Origin of the sequence: Mycobacterium tilburgii, from assembly GCF_902168065.1 — a bacterium.
GTDB classification, from domain to species: Bacteria; Actinomycetota; Actinomycetes; order Mycobacteriales; family Mycobacteriaceae; genus Mycobacterium; species Mycobacterium tilburgii.
In genome coordinates, this window is record NZ_LR655701.1 from 1 (window position 1) to 22283 (window position 22283).

Annotated in this window: 20 protein-coding genes and 6 pseudogenes; 14 read left to right on the forward strand and 12 right to left on the reverse strand. The window is 68.4% G+C overall.

Annotated elements, in window-relative coordinates:
* Positions 1-273 (reverse strand): SDR family NAD(P)-dependent oxidoreductase (locus FQ389_RS07310; RefSeq protein WP_144206583.1); only part of this gene is annotated, 273 nt, incomplete at its 3' end.
* Positions 274-327: 54 nt separating this feature from the next.
* Here FQ389_RS07310 and FQ389_RS07315 point away from each other — a divergent pair.
* On the forward strand, positions 328-894 hold the full coding sequence (locus FQ389_RS07315) for a TetR/AcrR family transcriptional regulator (protein WP_144206585.1): 567 nt from the start codon (positions 328-330) through the stop codon (positions 892-894).
* Here the strand turns inward: FQ389_RS07315 and FQ389_RS07320 are convergent.
* Positions 891-2997 (reverse strand): annotated as a pseudogene (locus FQ389_RS07320) (acyl-CoA dehydrogenase family protein). The gene FQ389_RS07315 and the pseudogene FQ389_RS07320 sit on opposite strands and share 4 nt — an antisense overlap.
* Before the next feature lie 276 nt (positions 2998-3273).
* On the opposite strand from FQ389_RS07320, the gene kstR reads away from it, so the two are divergent.
* Positions 3274-3873, forward strand: coding sequence for a cholesterol catabolism transcriptional regulator KstR (gene kstR, locus FQ389_RS07325; RefSeq protein WP_186296311.1), 600 nt, complete (start codon positions 3274-3276; stop codon positions 3871-3873).
* 3 nt (positions 3874-3876) lie between these two features.
* On the opposite strand, the pseudogene FQ389_RS07330 reads toward kstR, so the two are convergent.
* Positions 3877-4550, reverse strand: a pseudogene (locus tag FQ389_RS07330) (LacI family DNA-binding transcriptional regulator).
* 149 nt (positions 4551-4699) lie between these two features.
* Between FQ389_RS07330 and FQ389_RS07335 the strand changes: the two are divergent.
* From FQ389_RS07335 to FQ389_RS17825, 8 genes and pseudogenes are all read left to right on the forward strand, one after another.
* Positions 4700-5650, forward strand: coding sequence for a metal ABC transporter solute-binding protein, Zn/Mn family (locus FQ389_RS07335; protein ID WP_144206502.1), 951 nt, complete (start codon positions 4700-4702; stop codon positions 5648-5650).
* Positions 5637-6464 carry a metal ABC transporter ATP-binding protein gene (locus tag FQ389_RS07340; RefSeq protein ID WP_144206503.1) on the forward strand — a complete coding sequence of 276 codons (828 nt, stop codon included), beginning with the start codon at positions 5637-5639 and terminating at the stop codon, positions 6462-6464. Before FQ389_RS07335 ends, FQ389_RS07340 begins: the two co-directional genes overlap by 14 nt.
* A complete protein-coding gene (locus FQ389_RS07345) occupies positions 6461-7321 on the forward strand; it encodes a metal ABC transporter permease (RefSeq protein WP_144206505.1) in 861 nt (286 codons plus the stop codon). The genes FQ389_RS07340 and FQ389_RS07345 overlap by 4 nt, the downstream gene beginning before the upstream one ends.
* Positions 7322-7336: 15 nt before the next feature.
* Positions 7337-8026, forward strand: coding sequence for a sensor domain-containing protein (locus FQ389_RS07350; protein ID WP_260860582.1), 690 nt, complete (start codon positions 7337-7339; stop codon positions 8024-8026).
* Between the two features lie 183 nt (positions 8027-8209).
* The gene (locus FQ389_RS07355) at positions 8210-8968 is read left to right on the forward strand and encodes a LamB/YcsF family protein (RefSeq protein ID WP_144206507.1); all 759 of its coding nucleotides are present in this window, start codon (positions 8210-8212) and stop codon (positions 8966-8968) included.
* A pseudogene (locus FQ389_RS07360) lies at positions 8962-9888 on the forward strand (MBL fold metallo-hydrolase). Before FQ389_RS07355 ends, FQ389_RS07360 begins: the two are co-directional and overlap by 7 nt.
* Positions 9889-9901: 13 nt before the next feature.
* A pseudogene (locus FQ389_RS07365) lies at positions 9902-10290 on the forward strand (SLC13 family permease); the annotation flags it as partial.
* Positions 10291-10364: 74 nt separating this feature from the next.
* Entirely contained in the window at positions 10365-10508 is a 144-nt protein-coding gene (locus FQ389_RS17825) for a hypothetical protein (protein WP_186296312.1), read from the forward strand.
* On the opposite strand, the pseudogene FQ389_RS07375 reads toward FQ389_RS17825, so the two are convergent.
* From FQ389_RS07375 to carD, 6 genes and pseudogenes are all read right to left on the reverse strand, one after another.
* A pseudogene (locus FQ389_RS07375) lies at positions 10505-11444 on the reverse strand (glycerophosphodiester phosphodiesterase family protein). The gene FQ389_RS17825 and the pseudogene FQ389_RS07375 overlap by 4 nt on opposite strands.
* Positions 11445-11492: 48 nt before the next feature.
* Positions 11493-12425: a 23S rRNA (guanosine(2251)-2'-O)-methyltransferase RlmB gene (gene rlmB / locus FQ389_RS07380; protein ID WP_144206509.1), complete on the reverse strand. Its 933-nt coding sequence runs from the start codon at positions 12423-12425 to the stop codon at positions 11493-11495.
* A gap of 11 nt (positions 12426-12436) precedes the next feature.
* A complete protein-coding gene (cysS, locus tag FQ389_RS07385; protein ID WP_144206511.1) occupies positions 12437-13846 on the reverse strand; it encodes a cysteine--tRNA ligase in 1410 nt (469 codons plus the stop codon).
* Between the two features lie 51 nt (positions 13847-13897).
* Entirely contained in the window at positions 13898-14377 is a 480-nt protein-coding gene (ispF, locus tag FQ389_RS07390; protein WP_144206513.1) for a 2-C-methyl-D-erythritol 2,4-cyclodiphosphate synthase, read from the reverse strand.
* On the reverse strand, positions 14374-15066 hold the full coding sequence (gene ispD, locus FQ389_RS07395) for a 2-C-methyl-D-erythritol 4-phosphate cytidylyltransferase (RefSeq protein WP_144206515.1): 693 nt from the start codon (positions 15064-15066) through the stop codon (positions 14374-14376). Before ispD ends, ispF begins: the two co-directional genes overlap by 4 nt.
* Before the next feature lie 14 nt (positions 15067-15080).
* A complete protein-coding gene (gene carD, locus FQ389_RS07400; RefSeq protein WP_003419482.1) occupies positions 15081-15569 on the reverse strand; it encodes an RNA polymerase-binding transcription factor CarD in 489 nt (162 codons plus the stop codon).
* Between the two features lie 313 nt (positions 15570-15882).
* Between carD and FQ389_RS07405 the strand changes: the two genes are divergently transcribed.
* The 3 genes and pseudogenes from FQ389_RS07405 to disA all read left to right on the forward strand — a co-directional run bounded on the left by FQ389_RS07405 (position 15883) and on the right by disA (position 19050).
* Positions 15883-16437 carry a hypothetical protein gene (locus tag FQ389_RS07405; RefSeq protein WP_144206517.1) on the forward strand — a complete coding sequence of 185 codons (555 nt, stop codon included), beginning with the start codon at positions 15883-15885 and terminating at the stop codon, positions 16435-16437.
* 90 nt (positions 16438-16527) lie between these two features.
* Positions 16528-17946, forward strand: a complete 1419-nt coding sequence (gene radA, locus FQ389_RS07410; protein WP_144206519.1) for a DNA repair protein RadA — start codon at positions 16528-16530, stop codon at positions 17944-17946.
* A gap of 14 nt (positions 17947-17960) precedes the next feature.
* A pseudogene (gene disA / locus FQ389_RS19420) lies at positions 17961-19050 on the forward strand (DNA integrity scanning diadenylate cyclase DisA).
* Between the two features lie 6 nt (positions 19051-19056).
* Here the strand turns inward: disA and FQ389_RS07420 are convergent.
* Positions 19057-19860, reverse strand: coding sequence for a hypothetical protein (locus FQ389_RS07420; protein WP_144206521.1), 804 nt, complete (start codon positions 19858-19860; stop codon positions 19057-19059).
* Positions 19861-19996: 136 nt separating this feature from the next.
* Entirely contained in the window at positions 19997-20617 is a 621-nt protein-coding gene (locus tag FQ389_RS07425) for a carbonic anhydrase (RefSeq protein WP_144206523.1), read from the reverse strand.
* Positions 20618-20627: 10 nt separating this feature from the next.
* Here FQ389_RS07425 and FQ389_RS07430 point away from each other — a divergent pair, with 10 nt between their 5' ends.
* Entirely contained in the window at positions 20628-21527 is a 900-nt protein-coding gene (locus FQ389_RS07430) for an HhH-GPD family protein (protein WP_407662802.1), read from the forward strand.
* On the opposite strand, the gene FQ389_RS07435 is transcribed toward FQ389_RS07430, so the two are convergent.
* Complete coding sequence (locus tag FQ389_RS07435; RefSeq protein ID WP_144206525.1) at positions 21510-22265, reverse strand: alpha/beta fold hydrolase; 756 nt, start codon at positions 22263-22265, stop codon at positions 21510-21512. The genes FQ389_RS07430 and FQ389_RS07435 overlap by 18 nt on opposite strands.
* Positions 22266-22283: the final 18 nt, after the last annotated feature.

The following is a 22283-nucleotide window of genomic DNA, read 5'->3' on the forward strand; positions in this document are numbered from 1 at the left end:
CCCCCCACCGCGCACGCCGCGCGACTCTCCCACTACGAAAACCCCACCGGCGCCGGGGGATACGCGCCGCAGGCGGCCCGGGTCGGGGATGTCGCCGTGCAGCGGCGCGGCCCCCGGGCGGTCGAGGGTGGCCGCCGCGGCCTCCGAGCGTGCCAGGCCGACGACCTGATGACCGGCGGTGAGCAATTCCGAGACGACGGCCGAGCCGATCCCTCCGCTAGCGCCGGTGACGAAACGCGCACGTGCAGCTCCTTCATGTGATGAGACTTTTATCCCATCGTCCTACACCAGTGACGGGACCAAAGTCTCATCACTATCGTGGGCGTCATGGCCCGTTGGGAACCCGACGCGCGCGAACGCCTGGTCGCCGCGGCACTCGACCTGTTCAACGAACGGGGTTATGACGAGACGACCGTGACGCAGATCGCCGAGCGCGCCGGCCTGACCAAGAGCACCTTCTTCCGGCATTTCCCCGACAAACGCGACGTGCTCGCGGCCGGCCAGGACGCCATCGCGCAACTACTGTGGGAGGGCATCGCCGCGGCACCCGCCGACGCGACACCGCTCACCGCGGTGTACTACGGCCTGAAGGCGGCGGCGTTCACGTCGTTCAACCGCGAGCTCGCGCCCCGGCTCAAGGCCGCGATCGCCGCCAGCATCGAACTGCAAGAGCGCAACGCGCTCAAGCAAATCGGGCTCGCGCTGGCCATGGCGGAAGCACTGCAGGCCCGCAGAGTGCCCGAGCCGACGGCTGTGCTGGCCGCCGAACTCGGGGCGCTGGCGTTCAAGAAGGCCTACGCCCGCTGGGGCGAACCGGACGAAAGCGGGGACCTGGGCGCCATGGTGTGCCGGGAGTTGCGTGAAATACACGCCGCCGCAGCAGATCTCGGCTAGCGAGGCAGGCCCAGCAACCGCTCGGCCGCCACCGTGAGCAGAATCTGCTTCGTGCCGCCCGCGATCGTCAGGCAGCGGGTGCTGGGGAAATCGAACACCGCGCGGTTGTGGACCAGGCCGACACCCTCGGCGACATCCATGGTGAATTCGGCCAGCGCCTGCCGATAGCGGACACCGATCAGCTTGCGCGCGCTGGACTGCACGCCCGGGTCCTGGCCGCCCACCGCAAGCTGGGCTATGCGCTGGTCGAGCAGGGCACCGGTCTGAGCCAACACAATGAGGCGCGCCAGCCGGTCTTGTTCGGCAACGTCGAGATCCCGTGCAGCCAAAAACTTTAACAGGTTTTCCATCGGGTTGCCGAGCGCCGTCCCGTTGGACATCACAACCCGTTCGTTCGCCAGGGTGGTGCGGGCCAGCCGTGCACCCGTCGTTGACCGCGCCGACCACCATCTCGTCGGGCACGAAGACGTTGTCCAGGAACACCTCGTTGAACAGCGAGTCGCCAGTGATCTCCCGCAACGGCCGGATTTCGATGCCTGGCGAGGTCATGTCGATCAAAAACCTAGGTGATGCCCTTGTGTTTCGGGGCGTCGGGATCGGTGCGCCAGGCACACGCCCCAGCGCGCCTTGTGCGCCGCGGATGTCCACACCTTCTGCCCAGTCAGCAGCCAGCCACTATCGTCGTTGGAGCGCACCGCCTTGGCGCGCAGCGACGCTCAGATCGGAGCCCGCGCCCGGCTCGGAAAACAGTTGGCACCAAAGGAATTCGCCGCGCAGCGTGGCCGGCACAAAGCGCTGCACCTGCTCGGGCGTGCCGTGCTCTAGGATGGTCGGTGCCGCCCACCAACCGATCACCAGATCCGGCCGCTCGACGCCGGCCGCCGCCAGCTCCTGGTCGATCAGCAGCTGCTCGGCCGGCGAGGCGGCATGCCCGTAGGGCTTGGGCCGGTGCGGCGCCTGCAAGCCCATCTCGGCCAGCGCCACCTGGCGCTTTTCGCCGGGCAGCGCCGCGATCTCGGCGACCGTCGCGGCGATCTCGGCGCGCTGGTTCTCGACCCCGGAGAGATCGATGCTCAGGCGGCGACGCATCCCGTTCTGGGTCAGAGCGGTGATTCGGCACAGCCACCGCTCCGGGCCGCCGTGCGATCCGCCCAGGACGCGGCCGATGGCATGCGCCCGCCGCAGAGTAGATGCGCGTCGTGCTCCCAGGTGCAGCCGATGCCGCCGGGCACCTGAATGCAGTCCTTGACGTTGGCCTTGGCCGCCGAGATGCCGATGCTCGCGGCCAGGGCCGCGGCGATGGCGAACTGGTCGGCATCCCGGGCATCCGCCGCACGCGCCGCATCGGCGGCCGCCACCTCCGCCTGTTCGGCCCGGCACAGCATCTCCGCGCACAGGTGCTTGATGGCCTGGAAGCTGCTGATCGGCTTGCCGAACTGCTCGCGCATTGTAGCGTAGGCGACGGCGGTGTCAAGCGACCAGCGGATCAGGCCGGCCGCCTCCGCCGCCAGGTTCTCGATGCGCTCGCGGGATTCGACGATCGGGTGTGGCCGGCGCCGACGACAGCACCACCCGCGCCAGCGGCCGGGATAAGTCGGTGGCCCTTAGCGACTCCACCGCGACGCCGTCGATCAGCACCCACTGCTCGCCGGCGGGCAGCAACAGCACCCCGCCGGTGGCGGCACCGAGCACGAAATCGACGGTGCCCGACGCCGAGGCCGTCGACCGCACGTCGTCTTCCAGGGCAAGCCCGGCGAAGCGTGCCCTGGAAGCGAGCTCGGACAGCAGCCGGGGATCGGTGATAACGAGCGTTGCCAGCGCGGTGGTCGCGATCGGCCCGGGCACCAGCGCCCTGGCTGCCTTCTCGACCATCGCACAGGTCCTCGACGCTGCCACCAGCCCCGCCAGCATCCTCGGACACCGCCACCCCGAACAGTCCGAGGTTGGCCAGCCGGGCAAACACCGGCCGCCACGCGTCACTGTCGCCCTGTTCGATCGCGCGGATCGCCGCGGTCCCACCCGGACCCGATGTCGTGTTACGGGCGCCCAGTCCCGAACCAACTCGCGCGCCGCAAACTGTTCGTCGGTGACGGTCGCTACCACGTGAGGGCCCTCCGTGTGCTCGATTCAACGTGACCGTTAGGGGCACTACTGCAGAATAGAACGTGTTCTAATAGTGCTCAGCGAACGACCCTCAAGTCGAACGCCATCACAGCAGGACAGCTCGCTACCCCGACGAGGACGGAGGTGGGAAATTCACAAGCGGCTTGCGTATCGTTTGCGAACGAACCGCCCGGAAGAGGAGCAGGCCGTCAGATGTCGCCAACGAACGTCAACGAGGGCCACGTCTCTGACTCGCAGCCACGCGAGGTCATGAACGTGGCAGTTCTGGCCGAGTCCGAACTCGGCTCGGAGGCACAACGGGAGCGCCGCAAACGCATCCTGGACGCGACCATGGCCATCGCGTCGAAGGGTGGCTACGAGGCCGTCCAGATGCGGGCGGTGGCCGACCGGGCGGACGTGGCCGTCGGGACGCTGTACCGCTACTTCCCGTCGAAGGTGCACCTACTGGTTTCGGCCCTGGGTCGCGAGTTCAGCCGCATCGATGCGAAGACCGACCGGTCCTCGATGGCCGGCGGCACTCCGTTCCAGCGGCTGAATTTCATGGTCGGCAAACTCAACCGGGCGATGCAGCGCAACCCGCTGCTGACCGAGGCGATGACGCGCGCCTACGTCTTCGCCGACGCGTCGGCGGCCAGCGAGGTCGACCAGGTGGAGAAGCTCATCGACAGCATGTTCGCCCGCGCGATGAGCGACGGCGAACCGACCGAGGACCAGTACCACATCGCGCGGGTGATCTCCGACGTGTGGTTGTCCAACCTGCTGGCCTGGCTGACCCGGCGCGCCTCGGCGACCGACGTCAGCAAGCGGCTGGACCTGGCCGTGCGACTGCTGATCGGCGACACCGACTCCCCGTAGCCGCTACACTAGCGGGCCGGCGGTTCGGCCCCGGATCAGCTCGGTGTCGAGCAACTCGACCACCGGCAACCCCGACCGCGGCGGGTTGAGCAACAGCTCTCCGGCGCGGTGCCCCTTCTGCAGGCTGGGCTGCGCCACCGTGGTCAGCCCCCGGCTGATGGCGTCGGGCACCACGTCGAACCCGGTGACACTGATCTGCCCGGGCACGTAAATGCCGTGGGCGCGAAGGTAATCCATCGCCGACAGCGCCAAAACGCCTGCGGTGCACATCAACGCGGTGATCCGCGGATTGGCCTCCAACGCCACCTTGGCCTCCTCGCCGCCCGACGTCGGGAGGTGCTCGTAGCTCTCCACCACGGTCAGCGCGTCCGAGTTCAGCCCGGCAGCCTGCATGGCGTCCCAGACGCCGGCGATGCGGTCGCGCTGCACGCTGAAGGTCAACGACTGCGCTCGGCCATCAGCAAACCAACCGCGTCGGTCCGGCGGGTGCGCAACGATCGCGCCACCGGGTCGGGGCCGGCATAGCTGAGTCGTTTGGCCGTGGCCAGCACGCGTTCACGAAGATCGGGCGAGAGTTGATCCGGCCGGTTGAAGGCGTTCGAAATGGTGGTTCGCGACACCTTCAGCTCGGCCGCCAACGACGCCAACGTCGCACGCCGCCGTGATGTCGGGCTCACATTCGGTGACGCTACCGCTCATCACCTTCGCCGCGCCCGCGCCGCCACGATCTGCTAATTTCTGCTGCAAACCATTTTCAAATCGGATGCGTCTGCTGGCAGGGGGTAGCGAGCAGGATCCCGCACCCGTACGTGCTGATGGGACGGGGATGAGTCGAGTCGAAGGGCGACGCCGGCGGGTGCGCTCGAGACCTGCCCGCCGCGCTTTCGCGGCGGTGTGTATGGTGGGCGCGGCGACGACCACGGCCTGCGGGGCCGGCGGCTCGAGGCGGCTTCAGGACGCCGCCGTCGTGGCTTCCACCGACGTCTGGGGCAGCGTCGCCCACGCGGTCGCCGGCCGTCATGTCGGCATCAAGTCGATCCTGCACGGCGCCAACGTCGACCCCCACACATACCAGCCCACCGTGGCAGACGCCGCGGCCGTCACCGACGCCCGCTTGGTGATCTGCAACGGCGGCGGTTACGACCCCTGGCTCACCCAGGTGCTGGGCCAGCATCCGGACATCAAGTCGGTGACCGCCTACTCGTTCGCCCCCAAGCCGGCCGACGGATCACCGCCCAACGAACACGTCTTCTACGACCTCGACGTGGCCAAGTCCGTCGCCACCACCATCGCCGACAGGCTCGCGGCCGACGACGCGACCGACGCCGCCGACTACCGAGCCAACGCCGCCACATTCGGCCGCGACGCCGACGCCATCGCCGCGGCCGAACGCTCAACCGCCCGCACGTATCCCGACACCTCCGTCGTCGCCACTGAGCCGGCGGCCCACTACCTCGTCCAGGCCACCGGCCTGGTAAATCGCACTCCCCCCGCCTTCGCCAAGGCGAACGAGAACGGGAGCGATCCCGCCCCGGCCGACATGGCGTTCGTCCTCGATCTGGTCAACCGCCATCAAGTGGCGGCGGTGCTGCTCAACCCGCAAACGGAGACACCCGCAATCACCGGCCTGCAGAACGCGGCCCAACGCGCGGGCGTTCCGGTGGTCCTGGTGACCGAGAGCCTGCCCGACGGCACCGAGTATCTGAGTTGGCAGCGCGACACAGTCAACCAGTTGCAGGCCGCACTGCGGTCGGGGCGGACCGATGCCGGTCATTGACGAAGCGATCGGAACTGCCGACTCACGGCCGCCCGCGGTCGCGCTGTCCGGCGCCCGGCTGGCATTCGGTGATCGTGTCCTTTGGGACAACCTTGACCTGACGGTGTCGCCGGGTGAGTTCATCGCGGTCCTCGGTCCCAACGGCACCGGCAAAACCTCGCTGCTAAGGGTGCTCCTCGGACAGCTGCCGCTGACCGCGGGCGCCGTCCTGGTCGGCGGCAAGGAGGTCACCGCGGGCAGCGGAGACATAGGCTACGTCCCGCAACACCGCCCGATGGACCGGGACGTGATGCTGGTGGGGCACGACCTGGTCGGCCTTGGTGTCGACGGTCACCGTTGGGGCACCGCGCCGCTGCGGTTCGCCGAACGGGCCCGCCGCCGCGAGGTCGTCGACCGGGCGCTGGCACAGGTCAACGGCGAGGAGCTGGCCGGCGTTCGCGTCGGGCTGATGTCGGGCGGGGAGTTACAGCGCATGCGCATCGCGCAAGCCTTGGCCAGCGACCCGATGCTGCTGCTGTGCGACGAACCGCTGCTGACGCTGGACCCGGCCAACGCCAAGCTGGTCGCGGCGCTGATCGACCGCCGCCGTCGCGAGGCCGGGACCACGGTCATGGTGGTCACCCACGAGATCAACACGATCTTGCCCTACGTCGACCGGGTGCTCTATTTCGTCGACGGCAGGTTCCGTATCGGCACCGTCGAGCAGGTGATGAACACCGAGACGCTCTCGACGCTCTACCGGGCCGACATTCAGGTGGTGAAGATCAACGACCGGTACGTGGTGATCGGCGAAGACGGCGGGCACGCGCTATGACCGACCAGCTCTCCGGGGTGCTGGGCAACCTGTTTTCCTTCGACATCACCGCACGGCTGCTCGGCCACGACTTCGTTCAGCAGGCCGTGCTGGCGGCCGCGCTGCTGGGGCTGGTGGCCGGGCTGATCGGCCCGTTCATTGTGATGCGCCAGATGTCGTTCGCCGTGCACGGGTCCAGCGAACTGTCGCTGACCGGCGCCGCGTTCGCGTTGCTGGTCGGGTTACAGATCGGCCTGGGTGCGCTGATCGGCAGCGCCGTGGCGGCCGCGCTGTTCGGCCTGCTCGGCGTACGGAACCGGGAGCGCGATTCGGTGACCGGGGTGGTGCTGGCGTTCGGGCTGGGCCTGGCGGTGCTGTTCATCTACCTCTACCCGGGGCGCACGACGACGAGCTTCGCGCTGCTGACCGGACAGATCGTCGGGGTCGGCCACACCGGGCTGGCCATGCTGGCGGTGGTGTGCCTGCTGGTCATCGCCGTGCTGGCGGCATGCTACCGGCCGCTGCTGTTCGCCACCGCCGATCCGGACGTCGCGGCCGGGCGCGGCGTACCGGTCCGGGCGCTGGGCATCGTGTTCGCCGCGCTGGTCGGCGTGGTGGCCGCCCAGGCCGTGCAGATCGTCGGCGCGCTGCTGGTGATGTCGCTGCTGATCACACCGGCGGCCGCGGCCGCCCGAGTGGTAGCCTCGCCAACGGCGGCCATCGTGGCCTCGGTGATCTTCGCCGAGACGGCCGCCGTGGGAGGGATCGTGCTGTCGCTGGCGCCCGGCATCCCGGTGTCCGTCTTCGTTGCAACGATCTCGTTTCTGATCTATCTCCTGTGCTGGCTGCGGGGACGGCGCCAGGAGTCCGCCGCCTAAGCTTGGTCGCACGCAGTGGCCCTGCTGGTTGGGACGCGGGTGGGGGAGGGGGAGACAACGGTGCGCCGGCAGTTCGCGGTCGTGATGCTCACCGCGGCGGCCACCATGATCGGTGGTTGCAGCAGCGCCGTCGCCGGCCGCCCGACCCCGGCGGACAGATCTGAGGGCCCGACTCGCGAGCCGGTGGCGGTGTCGGCGCTGGAGGGGTTGTTGCTCGGGTTCGCCGAGATCGACAGCGCCGTGGGCGCCACCTCGATGAAGGTGTGGGTGACCAACAAGGGCATGTGGAACTGGAGTTCGGGCGTCAGCGACAAGAACTGTCTCGCGATCGACGGACCCGCGCAGGAGAAGGTCTACTCCGGCACCGGCTGGACCGCCGTGCGCGGCCGGTGGCTCGACGACAGCGTCGAGAACCGCCGTTTCTCCGACGTCGTGCCGGGCCAGCCGGACACGGTGTGGACGGTCGCCGGCGTCGCCGACGACAACGGCATGCTCAGCGCCTCCGAGGTCCAGGAGGGCGGCGACGGGTGGAGCTGTCAGCGGGCGCTGACCGTGCGCAACAACGTCGCCGTCGACGTCGTCACGTGCGCCTACAGCCAGGCCGGCACACCGGCAACCGACATCGCCGGCCGGATCGCCGAGGAAGGTGGCGCGGCAGTAAGCAATGCACAGTTACTTCCTGACCCACGACCTGCGGGCCGGTGATTCCCGCATCGCGCCGTCGATGTGTCAGGAGGAAGACACGCGATGAGGCTGCTCGCACGCGATGGCCGTCCAGGGGGCCGTCATGGTCGAGGCCCGGGTCTGCCTGCTCAACAAGGACACCCACGCGGCGGTCAACGACCTGCTCAATCAAATCGTCGCCAAGGTTCCCCAATAGCTAGGCGGATGCCCGCTATCGACCTCAACGCCGACTTGGGCGAGGGCTTCGGCGTCTGGCGGCTCGGCGACGACGACGCCATGCTGCAGATCGTCACCAGCGCCAACGTTGCCTGCGGTTTCCACGCCGGTGATCCGGCCGGCCTGCTGCGGGTCTGTCGCGGCGCCGCCGCGCGCGGAGTGCGGATCGGCGCGCAGGTGAGCTATCGCGACCTGGCCGGGTTCGACAGGCGCTTCATCGACGTCGACCCCGCGGACCTGACGGCCGACGTGATGTATCAGATCGGCGCGTTGCAGGCGCTCGTGCGCGCGGCCGGGTCGACCGTCAGCTACGTCAAACCCCATGGCGCGCTGTACAACACGATCGTGACCAACCGCGAGCAGGCCGCCGCGGTCGCCGAGGCGGTCCGATCGGTGGATGACACGCTGCCGGTGCTGGGCATGCCGGGTTCGGCGTTCCTCGCCGAGGCCGAGCAACGGAATCTGCCCACCGTCGCCGAGGCGTTCGCGGACCGCGCCTACAGGCCGGACGGACAGCTGGTCTCTCGTCGCGAACCGGGCGCGATACTGTATGACCTGGCGGCGGTCGCCGAGCGGGTGCTGACCATGGTGTCGGACGGGCGGGTCACCGCGATCGACGGCAGCCCGGTCGATGTCCGGGTGGAATCTGTTTGCGTGCACGGTGATTCGCCGGGTGCGGTGCAGATCGCCGCCGCGGTCGCCGACCGGCTGCGGGCCGCGGGCATCGACATCAGAGCGTTCTGCTGACGCGGCTGCGGCTCGGTCGGCCCGATATCGCGCGGTATTCCGGCCGATTCGACGTATCCGCCGCAGGTTCCGACGCCGGACCTCTCGGTGACTCGGCTGGGTGTGGCGACGCTGCTCATCGACGACGGGTCGTCCGCGCTGCTGACCGACGGCTACTTTTCCCGCCCCGGCCTGGCCCGGGTCGGGGCCGGCAAGGTCGCGCCGTCACCGGCCCGGGTGGACGGCTGCCTGGCCCGGGCCAAGGTGTCGCGGCTGGAGGCCGTCATCCTGGTGCATACCCACGTCGACCATGTGCTGGATTCCGCGCTGGTCGCCGACCACACCGGCGCACTCTTGGTCGGCGGCGCATCCGCGGCCAATGTCGGGCGTGGCTACGGCCTGCCCGAGGACCGGCTGGTGGTGGCGGCGTCGGGCAAGCCGATTCGGTTGGGCGCCTACGACGTAACCCTGGTGGAGTCACATCACTGTCCGCCGGACCACTTCCCGGGGGTGATCGCCGAACCACTGGTGCCGCCGGTGAAGGCGGGCGCCTATCGGTACGGAGAGGCGTGGTCGGCGCTGATCCACCACCTGCCGTCGGACAAGCGGTTGTTGGTCCAAGGCAGTGCCGGTTTCGTCGCCGGCGTGCTGGCCGGCCGGCGGGCCGACGCGGTTTATCTGTCGTCGGCCAGTTGGGCCTACAGCCGCAGGTCTTACCTGCTCGACTACTGGCAGAAACCGTGCAAGCGGTCGGCGCACGCCGGGTGATTGCCATCCACTGGGACTATTTCTTTCGCCCGATGTCAAATCCGTTGCGGTCCTTGCCCTATGCAGGCGACAACTTGGACGTGTCTATGAGTATCCTCGATGATCTGGCCGCACGCGACGGTGTCGCGCTGCACCTTCCGACGGTGTGGCAGTGCGAAAACACTTGGCAGTGAATCGGTCCAGACGTTGGCACTGACCGTCGCGCTGTTGTTGCTCGCTATGGTGATCGGGTTTGCGGTGGCGCGCCCGCGCGGGTGGCCGGAGGCGGTCGCGGCGGTGCCGGCCGCCGTCATCGTGATTGCCGTCGGCGCGGTCTCAGTCGATCAGGCGGCCCGGCAAATCACCGGTTTGTCGGGCGTGGTGGCGTTATTGGGCGCGGTGCTGGTGTTCGCCAAGCTGTGCGCCGACGAGGGCTTCTTCGAGGTCGCGGGTGCGGCGATCGCGCGGACCCCCGCGGCTCACACAGGCTGCTGCGCCACGTGTTCGTCATCGCCGCCTCCATCACCGCCGTCCTGAGCCTGGACGCCACCGTGGTGTTGCTGACACCGGTGGTGCTGGCGGCGGTGCGCGATCTCGCTATTGGACAGCCCGGCCGCCACGAGTTCGACGGCGTCGCGTTGGCGCCCGGACAGTTTCAGACCCGTCGGGGTTGACCGCACTGGTCGATCCGCCGGCCCGGCTGCTGCGTCCGGCGATGCTCCGCCGCGCGGCCGGTACCAGGCGCCAACGGAACCGCCGCATCGTCGATGTGCGCACGCCGCTGGGCCGGTTGGCCTACAGCAGGGTCCGCTAGGCGCGCCGATAGGCGGGCGGCAGAGGCATGCCGAGGTTGGCAAGCACGCCACGCAGGGTGGTCGGGTAGTCGGTGATGATGCCGTCGACGCCAACGCTGATCTGCTCGCGCATGGCCTCGGCGTCGTTGACTGTCCACGGAATTACATTGAGCCCCAACGCATGTGCGTGATCGACATACGATCTGCCGGTGACCAGTCGGTATTCGGGTGCAACGATGTTCTCGCCGGCCAACAGCGCCCCGACGACGGGATCGCCGACGGCCGCAGCGTCAATGCCGGCCAGCCACGGCGAGCCCGGCATCCAGGTCGTGTCGTCGTATAGGGCTACCAACGGGATGGCCGCCTCGGCCCGGTTGCACCAGGGGCAGGGTGCGCCAGTCGAAGCTCTCAATCTCGACGCGGTCGAGGGTGCCCGCCGCCCGCACCGCGGCCAGAATCACGTCGACGAATCGCTGCAGCCCGGCCGACGCACCCGGCTCGTTGGCCTCGACCTTGGTTTCGATGTTGTACTGCACACCGGTGCCGTTCGGGGTCCGATACGACTCGGCGAGGGCGAAGACTTCCGGCAGGGTTGCTATCTTGTTGCCGCGCACCACCGTTGTGCAGGGATATTCGGGCAGGGGGCGGCCGCAGTCCAGGGTGCGGATCTGCGTGAGGGTGAGGTCGTGCACCAGTTTTCCGACGTAGGGGTATTGCGGGTCGCCGCCGACAGCGTGTGCGGTGTCGGCGTCGATCGCCGCGTCGTGCCACACCAGGGGCTGGTCGTCCTTGGTGATGACGATGTCGAGTTCCAGTGTGCTGACCCCGAGTTCGAGCGAGGTCGCGAAGGCTCGCAGCGACTCCTCAGTCGTTTCCCCGCGTCCGCCGCGGTGCGCCTGCAGGTCGAACTCCGATGGTTGGGCGGCGGCAACGAGCAACCCCGGCAGCAGCACCAGTGCGAGCCAGGGTGGCGCCCAGGCGTGTGGACCGGCCGGGCAGGGTCGTCAGCTCCGGCGTTGGCGGGCTATTTCGGCGAGTACCACCCCGGCGGCCACCGAGGCGTTCAGAGACTCGGTCCGGCCGGCCATCGGGATCGACACCACCTCGTCGCAGGTCTGGCGCACCAGCCGGGACAAGCCCTTGCCCTCCGACCCGACGACCACGACGATCGGGTCGGTGCCGTCCAGGTCGTCGACCGTGGTGTCGCCGTCGGCGTCCAGCCCGATCACCCGGACCCCACGGTCGGCCCAATCCTTCAGCGTTCTGGTGAGATTGGTGGCACGTGCCACCGGAATCCGGACGGCGGCGCCAGCGCTGGTACGCCAAGCCACCGCGGTCACCGAGGCCGAACGGCGTTGCGGTATCAGGACACCGTGGCCGCCGAAGGCCGCGACCGAGCGGACGATCGCGCCCAGATTGCGGGGATCGGAGATGTTGTCCAGGGCCACCAGCAACGCCGGCGGCGATTGCAGCGCGGTCCCGAGCAGGTCGTCGGGGTGGGCGTAGTTGTACGGCGGAACCTGCAAGGCGATGCCCTGGTGCAGATGGTTGGTGGTCATCTTGTCCAGGTCCGTACGCGGCACCTCCAAGATGGCGATGCCCAAATCTGCTGCCCGAGAGACGGATTCGGTGACACGCTCATCAGCGTCGATGCCCAGTGCGACGTAGAGCGCGGTCGCGGGAACATCGGCGCGCAGGCACTCCAGCACCGGGTTGCGGCCGAGCACAGTTTCGGTCTCGTCGGTGCGCTTGGCCGGACGGCGAGGTTGGCTCTTGGCGGCACGCTTCGCCGCGGGATGGTTGGAACGCAGGTGCGCGGGCGGCGTGGGCCCCCGGCCCTCCAAGGCGCGGCGCCGCTGACCGCCCGACCCGACGGTCGGCCCCTTCTTACTGCTGGTCTTGCGCACCGCCCCCTGGCGCCGATAGTTACCGGCCATCTACTCGGCCACTACTTGTCGTCACTGGAGAGCAGCTCCCATTGCGGCCCGTCGGCGGTGTCGGTGACCTCGATGCCCGCTTGCTTCAGCCGGTCCCGAATCTCGTCTGCGAGTGCCCAATTGCGCTCCTCGCGGGCGCGTTGACGCCGCTCCAGCTCGGCCTGAACCAGCACGTCGACCGCCGCGAGGGCGGCCGACGTCTCGTCTCGGGTTTCCCAGCGCTCGTCGAGCGGATCACAGCCCAGGATGCCCATCATGACACGGATGGCACGGGCATAGTGCAAGGCGGTTTCGTGGTCACCGGCATCGAGGGCCCGGTTCCCCTCCGCGCGCGCGTGATGGATCTCGGACAGCGCGATCGGGACCGCGAGGTCGTCGTCGAGCGCGTTGGCGAAGCGCGTCGTCCACTGCCCCGGCACCACCCCGCCGACGCGGGCCCGCGCCCGGTGCAGGAATTCCTCAACTCCCACATAGGCTTTCACCGCGTCCTGCAGTGCGGTCTCGGAGAACTCGAGCATCGAACGGTAGTGCGCGCTGCTCAAGTAGTAGCGCAACTCGGGTGGGCGAACACGCTGCAGCATCGCCGGGATAGACAACACGTTGCCCAACGACTTGCTCATCTTCTCCCCACCCATCGTCACCCAGCCGTTGTGCAGCCAGTAGCGGGCGAACCGATCGCCGGCGGCACGACTCTGCGCGATCTCGTTCTCATGGTGCGGGAACACTAAATCCATTCCGCCACAATGGATATCGAATTCCGATCCGAGATATGTGCGCGTCATCGCCGAGCATTCCAGGTGCCAGCCCGGCCGGCCGCGACCCCAGGGTGTGGGCCAGGACGGTTCACCGGGCTTGGCGGCCTTCCACATGGTGAAGTCGCGCTGGTCGCGCTTACCGGTGGCCACACCTTCGCCCTGGTGAACGTCGTCGATCCGGTGGCCGGACAACTGCCCGTACTCGGGGAAGCTGAGCACGTCGAAGTAGACATCGCCGTTACTGGCGTACGCGTGACCATTTTCGATCAGGCGTTCCATTAACTCGACCATCTGGGTGACGTGCCCGGTCGCGCGGGGCTCCGCCGACGGCGGCAACACGTCCAGCGCGTCGTATGCCGCGGTGAAGGCGCGTTCGAAAGTCGCCGCCCACTCCCACCACGGCCGGCATGCGACGGCGGCCTTGGCGAGGATCTTGTCGTCGATGTCGGTGACGTTACGGACGAACGCGACGTCGTACCCGCGCGCTATCAGCCAGCGGCGCAGGATGTCGAACGCGACGCCGCTGCGGACGTGCCCGATGTGCGGCTGCCCCTGGACGGTGGCGCCACACAGGTAAACGGAGACGTGTCCCTCGCGCAGCGGAACGAAATCGCGCACGGCACCGGCTGCCGTGTCGTGGAGCCGCAGACGGGGGCGATCGGTCACGACGTGCCAGCTTACCTGGTACTTCGGCCGGGCCGGCCGTAGCTGGCAGCGCTATTCGTGGGCAACGATGAGCGCAGTGGCGATCGCGGCCAAACCTTCGCCCCGCCCGGTCAGACCCAGCCCGTCGGTGGTGGTCGCTGAGACCGATACCGGCGCCCGCAGCAGCTCCGACAAGACCCGCTGCGCCTCGGCGCGGCGCGACCCGATTTTCGGCCGGTTACCGATCACCTGGACGGCGGCGTTTCCGACCCGATAACCCTGCGCCTCGATCAAGTCGGCGACGTGGCGCAGCATCTGGGCGCCGCTGACGTCTCGCCAGCGCGGGTCGTCGACCCCGAACACGGCACCGATGTCGCCCAGCCCGGAGGCGGATAACACCGCGTCACACAGGGCATGCGCGGCAACGTCCCCGTCGGAGTGCCCGGCGCAGCCGTCGGCGCCGTCGAACAACAACCCCATCAGCCAGCAGGGCCGTCCGGGTTCGATCGGGTGCACGTCGGTGCCCAGACCGACGCGGGGCAGGGCGGTCACGGGCGCACGATCGCTTGGGCCAGCAGCAGATCCAGCTGGGTGGTGATCTTGAACGCCAGCGGGTCGCCGTCGACCACCCGGACCTGGCCGCCGATTTGCTCGACCAACGATGCGTCGTCGGTAGCGATGGCGTCAGCGGTGTCGGCGGCGCGTTGATAGGCGCGCAGCAGCACCTCGATCGCAAACCCCTGCGGGGTCTGCGCCGCGCGCAGCCCGGCGCGTTCCGGCGTCCCCAGCACCACGCCGTTGGCATCCACGGCCTTGATGGTGTCATGCAGCGGCAGCGCCGGCACCACGGCGCCGTGCCCGGCCCGCAACTCCTGGACAACCCGCGCGATCAGCGGCGGTGGGGTCAGCGCCCGGGACGCGTCGTGGACGAGGACAAACTCCGGGCTGCGGGCAACGGCGGACAGCGCGAGCCGGACCGACTCGGTGCGCCCGGCCCCGCCGGCGACGACGGTGATCTGCGCGCCGGGCTGGTCAGCGAGAAGGCGTTTGGCCTGGTCGATGCGGTCGGCGGGCACCGCTGCCACAACCTGGTCGACGAACCCCGACTGCAGCAAGCCGGCAACGGCCCGTTCGAGCAGCGTGTGCCCGTCGAGCTCACAGAATGCTTTTGGAATACCGGCGCGTAGCCGTTCCCCCGACCCCGCGGCGGGGACTACTGCGACAACTGTGCCCCCGGCCACCGGAGCTCACGCCTTCAGGAAGCGGCGGCTAGAACCTCGTCGAGGATGGTCTCCGCTTTGGCGTCGTCGGTGCTCTCCGCGAGCGCCAATTCGCCGACCAGAATCTGGCGAGCCTTCGCCAGCATGCGCTTTTCACCTGCGGACAGGCCGCGTTCCTGATCGCGACGCCACAGGTCACGGACAACTTCGGCGACCTTGTTGACGTCGCCGGAGGCAAGCTTTTCCAGGTTGGCCTTGTAGCGGCGCGACCAGTTGGTGGGCTCTTCCGTGTGGGGAGCGCGCAGTACCTGGAAGACCTTGTCCAGACCTTCTTGTCCGACGACGTCGCGGACACCGACGTACTCGGCGTTCTCCGCGGGAACTCGAACGGTCAGATCACCCTGCGCGACTTTCAAGACGAGATACTCTTTTTGCTCCCCTTTGATGGTCCGGGTTTCGATCGCCTCCACTAACGCAGCACCGTGGTGTGGGTAAACAACGGTGTCGCCGACCTTGAAGATCATCTGATTCGAGCCCCTTTCGTTACTTCATTCTAACACGCCGGTCCAAGTCGCGCGAAGCAACAGTGCAGGTCAAGGGGCACAACGCGCGCCGATTAGGGGTTGACAGAAGGACGAAGACGTGCAATACCACACACTATCAACGATCCGAATTGCCTGGCACGGACCCCCGCGATCGGCGCTGCGGTGCTGGTCTGTACACGGTGCTACCGCCGGAATGACCTTCCTACTACTGTGCATAGTTGCGCGGTTGACCCCGCTGTCGCGCCGTGCCCCGTCACTTCAGATCAGCCAGACCGAGCCCAGGAGGCACTGAGTGAACCGCTTCAAGACCGGCCGCGCGGTCCGCTTCCCCGCCCGAATCGTCCTTGCCGACCTGGCCGTGGTCGCCGCCGCCATGCTGACCGCGTGCGGTGCCGGGCAGATCTCGCAGATGGCCACCCAGGAGCCGGCTGTCAACGGCAACCGGGCCTCGGTCAACCACGTCGCGCTGCGCGACATCCGCATCCAGGCTGCGCAGACCGGCGATTTCCTGGAGCCGGGCAAGACGGTGGACCTGGTGCTGGTGGCGGTAAACCAGTCCCCTAACGTCGCGGACCGGCTGGTGAGCATCACCAGTGACATCGGGACGGTTACGGTGTCCGGCGACCCGCGCCTGCCCGCCAGCGGGATGCTGTTCATCGGCACGCCGGATAGCCAGAAGGTAGCTCCGGGGCCGATGAACCCCAACACCGCGGCGAAGGCGACCGTCAGGCTGGCGAAGCCTATCACCAACGGCCTCACCTATCCCTTCACCTTCACCCTCGAAAAGGCCGGGCAGACCAGCGTGCAGGTGCCGATTTCCGCCGGGCCGGCGGGACCGGCGGCCTAAACCGGCCGCCAGTCCCTTCCCAGGCCCGTTCCGGCCCTGTCACGCTGTGTCTGAAGGGGACTTGTCGCCCCCTGCCGATACCGTCATGACGTGGCAAACGCGCGCTCGCAATACCGCTGCTCGGAGTGCCGGCACCTCACCGCGAAATGGGTGGGCCGCTGCGGAGAGTGCGGCGCCTGGGGCACCGTCGAAGAGGTGCCCCTGCTCAGCCCGGTCGGCGGCCGCCGGCCCCTAGCCGCGTCGTCGCGGGCGGTTCCGATCAGCTCCGTGGAGGCGGGCGTCAGCCGGCACCGTGCGACCGGGATCGACGAGCTCGACCGGGTGCTCGGCGGTGGCGTGGTGCCCGGCTCGGTGACGCTGCTGGCCGGCGATCCAGGCGTCGGCAAGTCGACGTTGCTGCTCAAGGTCGCTCATATGTGGGCGCAGTCCGGCCTGCGCGTACTCTACATCTCCGGTGAGGAGTCGGTGGGCCAGATCAGGTTGCGCGCCGACCGGATCGGCTGCGGCTCGGGCGATGTGTACCTGGCGACCGAATCCGACATGCACACCGTGCTCGAGCACATCGCGACGGTCAAGCCGGCGCTTGTGATCATCGACTCGGTGCAGACCATGTCCACCACCGAGTCCGACGGCGTCGCCGGTGGGGTCACGCAGGTGCGCGCCGTCACCGCGGCGCTGACCGCCGCGGCCAAGACGAACGAGGTGGCACTGATCCTGATCGGCCATGTCACCAAGGACGGCGCCATCGCCGGACCCTGCTCGCTGGAACACCTCGTCGACGTCGTCCTGCATTTCGAAGGCGACCGTAACAGCTCGCTCCGCATGGTCCGCGGCCTGAAGAACCGGTTTGGCGGTGCCGACGATGTCGGCTGTTTCATGTTGCACGACAACGGAATTGAAGGCGTCGCGGACCCTTCGAACCTATTCCTCGATCAGCGGCCCAACCCCGTGCCCGGCACCGCGATCACGGTCGCGCTGGATGGCAAACGTCCGCTGATCGGCGAGGTGCAGGCGCTGCTGGCCACACCCAACGCCGGCTCACCGCGCCGCACCGTCAGCGGGATCGACCACTCCCGCGCCGCGATGATCACCGCGGTGCTGGAAAAACACGCCAGGCTGCCGCTGGCCGCCAACGACATCTACCTGTCCACCGTCGGCGGTATGCGGCTGACCGATCCGTCGTCGGACCTCGCAGTGGCCATCGCACTGGCCTCGGCGTTGGCCGACCTGCCGGTGCCCACCACCGCGGTGATGGTCGGCGAGGTCGGGCTGGCGGGCGATCTGCGCCGGGTCGGCGGGATGGATCGGCGGCTGGTCGAAGCCGCCCGGCAGGGATTCACCACCGCGCTGATACCGCCGAGATGCGACGCCGTGCCGCGCGGCATGCGCGCGCTGACCGCGCCGACCATCGGGGCCGCACTCGAGCACACGATCGAAATCGCCGGGCACCGCAGCATGCCGTCGAAGCTCGAACGGCGAAACCCTCCCACACTGCACGCGCTGACGTAGCAGAATTACACGGTGTGACCCGTCCGACGCTGCGTGAGACGATCGCCCGGCTGGGAGCCGCCTGGGGGGCCGGGCACCGGGGGCTCCGCGATGGCCTGGAGCGCATCCTGCGCGGCCGCACGGGCGCCCTGATCGTGTTGGAGAACGACGAGAGAGTCGAAGCCATCTGCGACGGCGGTTTCGCCCTGGATGTCCGGTACGCCCCGACCCGGCTGCGCGAACTGGCAAAGATGGACGGTGCCGTGGTGCTGTCCACGGACGGCAGCCGGATCGTGCGAGCCAACGTGCAACTGGTGCCCGATCCGTCGATTCCCACCGACGAGTCCGGCACCCGGCACCGCTCTGCCGAACGGGCCGCGATCCAGACCGGTTACCCGGTGATCTCGGTCAGCCACTCGATGAACATCGTTACCGTCTACGTGGGCGGCGAACCCCAAGTGCTGGCCGACACCGCGACCATCCTGTCGCGCGCCAACCAGGCCATCGCCACCCTGGAGCGCTACAAGACCCGCCTGTACGAGGTCAGCAGGCTGTTGTGTCGCGGGTCGAGATCGAAGACTTCGTCACGCTGCGCCACGTGATGACGGTAGTGCAGCGACTCGAGCTAGTCCGGCGGATCGGCCTGGTGATCAATTACGACGTCGTCGAACTGGGTACCGACGGGCGCCAGCTGTGGCTGCAGCTCGAGGAGCTGCTGGGCGGCAACACACCGATCGCGAGCTGATCGTGCGCGACTACCACGCCAGCCCCGAGCCGCTGTCCGACACGCAAATGACCGCCACCCTCAACGAGCTGGACTCGCTGTCGGACACGAGCTACTCGAAATCACGTCTCTAGCAAAAGTTTTCGGCTATCCCACTACAACCGAGGCGCGGGATTCAGCACTGAGCCCGCGGGGCTATCGCGCGATGGCTGGTATCCCGCTGCTGCAGTTCGCGCACGTGGGACCTGTTGGTGCGCAGCTTCGGCACGCTGCAGGGGCTGTTGGCCGCGAGCGCCAACGATCTGCAATCAGTTGATGACATCGGCTCGATGTGGGCCCGGCACGTGCGCGAGGGGTTGTCGCAGCTGGCCGAGTCCACGATCGCCGACCCGCTCAGCTGACTCCGCTCAGCCCGCGGGCGGGGGACCGGGCGCGCCGGGGGGCGCCTCGGGCTGCGGCACCGCGGGCTGGCCCGGTACCGGCCCCGGCGGGGGCAGCGGCTGGTTCAGGATGAACGGAACGGGGAGCGAACGCAAGTTGCCCAGCTGTACGACGAGATTGTAGGTGCCCGGCCCGATCGCCGGCCGGGGCAACGGGCAGTGCGGCGCCGACCCCATGCCGGTCCAGGTCACCGCCGTCGTGACCTGCCCGCCCGGGGCGAACGTCTTCACCAGGGTCTCGTTGGACGGCGCGCAGTCCAGGTTCGACCACAGTCGCTTGTTGTCGAGCGAATAGACGTAGGCGGCCAAGACGGCCGCCCCCACATCACGCTTGCAAGCGACCAGCCCGATGTTGGTCACGACCATCGTGAATTTCGGCTGGTCTCCGATGAAGTACTGCGGGGCGGTGGTCAGTCCCTTGACAGCCAGCGTGGAGTCGGGGCAATCGTCGCCCTCCTTGAGCACCGGCGGCGGCCGCACCGCGGCCGTGGGAGTCACCGACTCGGGGTTTTGTCCCTGCGGCGTGGACAGCTGGGTGGTGCCTTCCTGCCCGGGAGGGGGTGGCGCCTGCGGTGGGGCCGCGGCCGGATTGTTCTGCGCCGATCCCGGCTTGCTGACGCTGGCGGGCTTGGCGCCCGCGTTGTTACCCATGAACGCGATGATGGTGACGACCGCGATGCCGATCACGATGCCCGCGATCCCCAGGGCCAACCCCCTGCGCCGCCAATAAATCTCCGTGGGTAGCGGACCACGCGGTTCCAGATCCAGCACGATTCCACCGTAAGTCCAGGTCACGTCGATTTGTCCGATCCAGCCCGGCGTGTCGCGATGTTAGCCAGCCGACACCCGTGTTAGGGCGGCGCGCCACGGGACGACTTCCGCTGCTATTCGCCCTTGTAACCGTGCGCTACCCTTCGCCAATATCGCCGATGTGGTCGACCAGCGCCGCCCGCCCGTCGGCCAGGTGGTAGGTGACCCCTGTGAGCGCCACCGTGCCGGCCGCCACCCGCTCGGCGATGGCCGTGGATCGGGACGTGAGCTGCGCCAACGTCTCGCAAACATGCCGCGCCTCGAACTCGTCGACCCGGGTCAGCCCGTCGCGGCGACCGATCAGGATCGACGGCGCGACGCGCTCCACCACGTCACGCACAAAGCCGGCCGGTATCGCGCCGTCGTCGACCGCGCCGATCGCGGCCTTGACGGCGCCGCAGTTGTCGTGGCCGAGCACGACGATCAGCGGCACGTCGAGGACCGTCACCGCGTACTCGATCGAGCCCAGCACTGCGGTGTCGATGGCCTGGCCGGCGGTGCGCACCACGCACATGTCGCCCAGACCCTGGTCGAAGATCAGCTCGGCCGCCACCCGGCTGTCCGCACACCCGAAGATGACCGCGATCGGTTTCTGACCCGAAGCAAGGCTGGCGCGATGGTCGATACTCTGGCCGGGGTGCGCCGGCCGACCTTCGACGAACCGCTCGTTACCCTCTTTGAGTGCTTTCCACGCGGTTACCGGGTTGGTATTGGGCATAGCCAATATCATGCCGCAGGCACCGATGATTAGCAGGCGATACATATCGGTCACCAATCTTTTGGACTGGTACGACCGCTCGCGCCGCGATCTGCCCTGGCGGGAACCGGGCGTGGACGCGTGGCAGATCCTGGTCAGCGAATTCATGCTGCAGCAAACACCGGTGGCCCGGGTGCTGCCGATCTGGGCCGACTGGGTTCGGCGTTGGCCCACACCATCGGCGACGGCGACGGCCAGCACGGCTGACGTGCTGCGAGCGTGGGGCAAGCTCGGCTACCCGCGACGAGCCAAACGGCTGCACGAGTGCGCCGTCGTCATCGCCCGCGATCACGGCGACGTCGTGCCCGATGACGTCGACACCCTGTTGGGTCTTCCCGGTGTCGGCAGCTACACCGCCCGGGCCGTCGCGTGCTTTGCCTATCGGCAGCGGGTTCCGGTGGTGGACACCAACGTGCGCCGGGTGGTCGCCCGCGCCGTGCACGGCCTGGCCGACGCGGGCGCCCCGTCGGCAACGCGCGACCACGCCGACGTCGCGGCACTGCTGCCCAAAGACGATACAACACCATTGTTTTCGGTGGCGCTGATGGAACTGGGCGCCACGGTGTGCACCGCGCGGACGCCGCGCTGCGGGCTGTGCCCGCTCGACGAGTGCGCCTGGCGCCGTGCCGGCTATCCCCCCGCGCAAGGCCCGGCCCGCCGGGTTCAGAGTTACGCCGGTACCGATCGCCAGGTACGTGGCCGGTTACTGGATGTGTTGCGCGCCAACGATTCCCCGGTCACCCGAGCCGAACTGGACGTCGCCTGGCTGGCCGACACCGCGCAGCGGGATCGGGCGTTGTACTCGCTGCTCACCGACGGCCTGGTGACCCAGACCGGTGACGGCCGGTTTGGGCTAGCCGGCGAGGAATGACTCGACCGCTTGCCGGTACACCTGCGGCGCCTCGTCGTGAATCAGGTGGCCCGCCTCAGGAACTGCCAAATATTTTGTCGGCAAATATTTTTCGCTCATCTGAAGCATCTGGCCCGGCGGTGTGACCGAATTGCCGGCCTCCAGCAACAGCGCCGGCACCCGGACCGACGACCACTGCGACCAGTAATCCCGAGTGCCCCACTCGGCGGCGATCTCGATCCACCGCGAGGTGTGCCCGTGTAATCGCCAGCCGGTCTCGGTGCGGTCGAACGCTTCCAGGAAGTACCGGCCGGCGACCGGCCCGAACTCGTTGAATACCTGTTCGGCCGTGTCAAATTCGACCGGAAGCGCATGCAGCCACGGCTCCCACGGACCGGTGGTGCGACCGCGGAAATCCGGTGCCATGTCCTCGATTACCAATGCGGAAACCAATTCCGGCGCCTCGGCGGCCAGACACCAGGAATGCAGCGCACCCATCGAATGCCCCACCAACCTGACCGGCACCCCCAACGGGGCCGTCGCGTCGCCGAGATCGGCGACGAAACGCTCGGTGCTGATCGGGTGCGGATCGGCGACGTCGCGGCCACGGTGCCAGGGTGCGTCGTAGGTGTACACGGTGCCCAGCCGGGTCAGCCAGGGCAGCTGGCGCGACCACGTGGTGCCCCGGCCCATCAGCCCGTGCACCAGGATCAACGGCTCACCCTGCCCGCCGTGCGGAGTCAACAGGTCGGTGGGCATGGCACCATCTTGCGTGCC

Excerpts from the sequence above, each read along its gene's own strand:
- FQ389_RS07315 (WP_144206585.1), top strand. The coding sequence starts at position 328 with ATGGCCCGTTGGGAACCCGACGCGCGCGAACGCCTGGTCGCCGCGGCA.
- FQ389_RS07335 (WP_144206502.1), top strand. The coding sequence starts at position 4,700 with ATGAGTCGAGTCGAAGGGCGACGCCGGCGGGTGCGCTCGAGACCTGCC.
- FQ389_RS07340 (WP_144206503.1), top strand. The coding sequence starts at position 5,637 with ATGCCGGTCATTGACGAAGCGATCGGAACTGCCGACTCACGGCCGCCC.
- FQ389_RS07345 (WP_144206505.1), top strand. The coding sequence starts at position 6,461 with ATGACCGACCAGCTCTCCGGGGTGCTGGGCAACCTGTTTTCCTTCGAC.
- FQ389_RS07355 (WP_144206507.1), top strand. The coding sequence starts at position 8,210 with ATGCCCGCTATCGACCTCAACGCCGACTTGGGCGAGGGCTTCGGCGTC.
- rlmB (WP_144206509.1), bottom strand. The coding sequence starts at position 12,425 with ATGGCCGGTAACTATCGGCGCCAGGGGGCGGTGCGCAAGACCAGCAGT.
- carD (WP_003419482.1), bottom strand. The coding sequence starts at position 15,569 with ATGATCTTCAAGGTCGGCGACACCGTTGTTTACCCACACCACGGTGCT.
- FQ389_RS07425 (WP_144206523.1), bottom strand. The coding sequence starts at position 20,617 with ATGCCCAATACCAACCCGGTAACCGCGTGGAAAGCACTCAAAGAGGGT.
- FQ389_RS07430 (WP_407662802.1), top strand. The coding sequence starts at position 20,628 with ATGCCGCAGGCACCGATGATTAGCAGGCGATACATATCGGTCACCAAT.
- FQ389_RS07435 (WP_144206525.1), bottom strand. The coding sequence starts at position 22,265 with ATGCCCACCGACCTGTTGACTCCGCACGGCGGGCAGGGTGAGCCGTTG.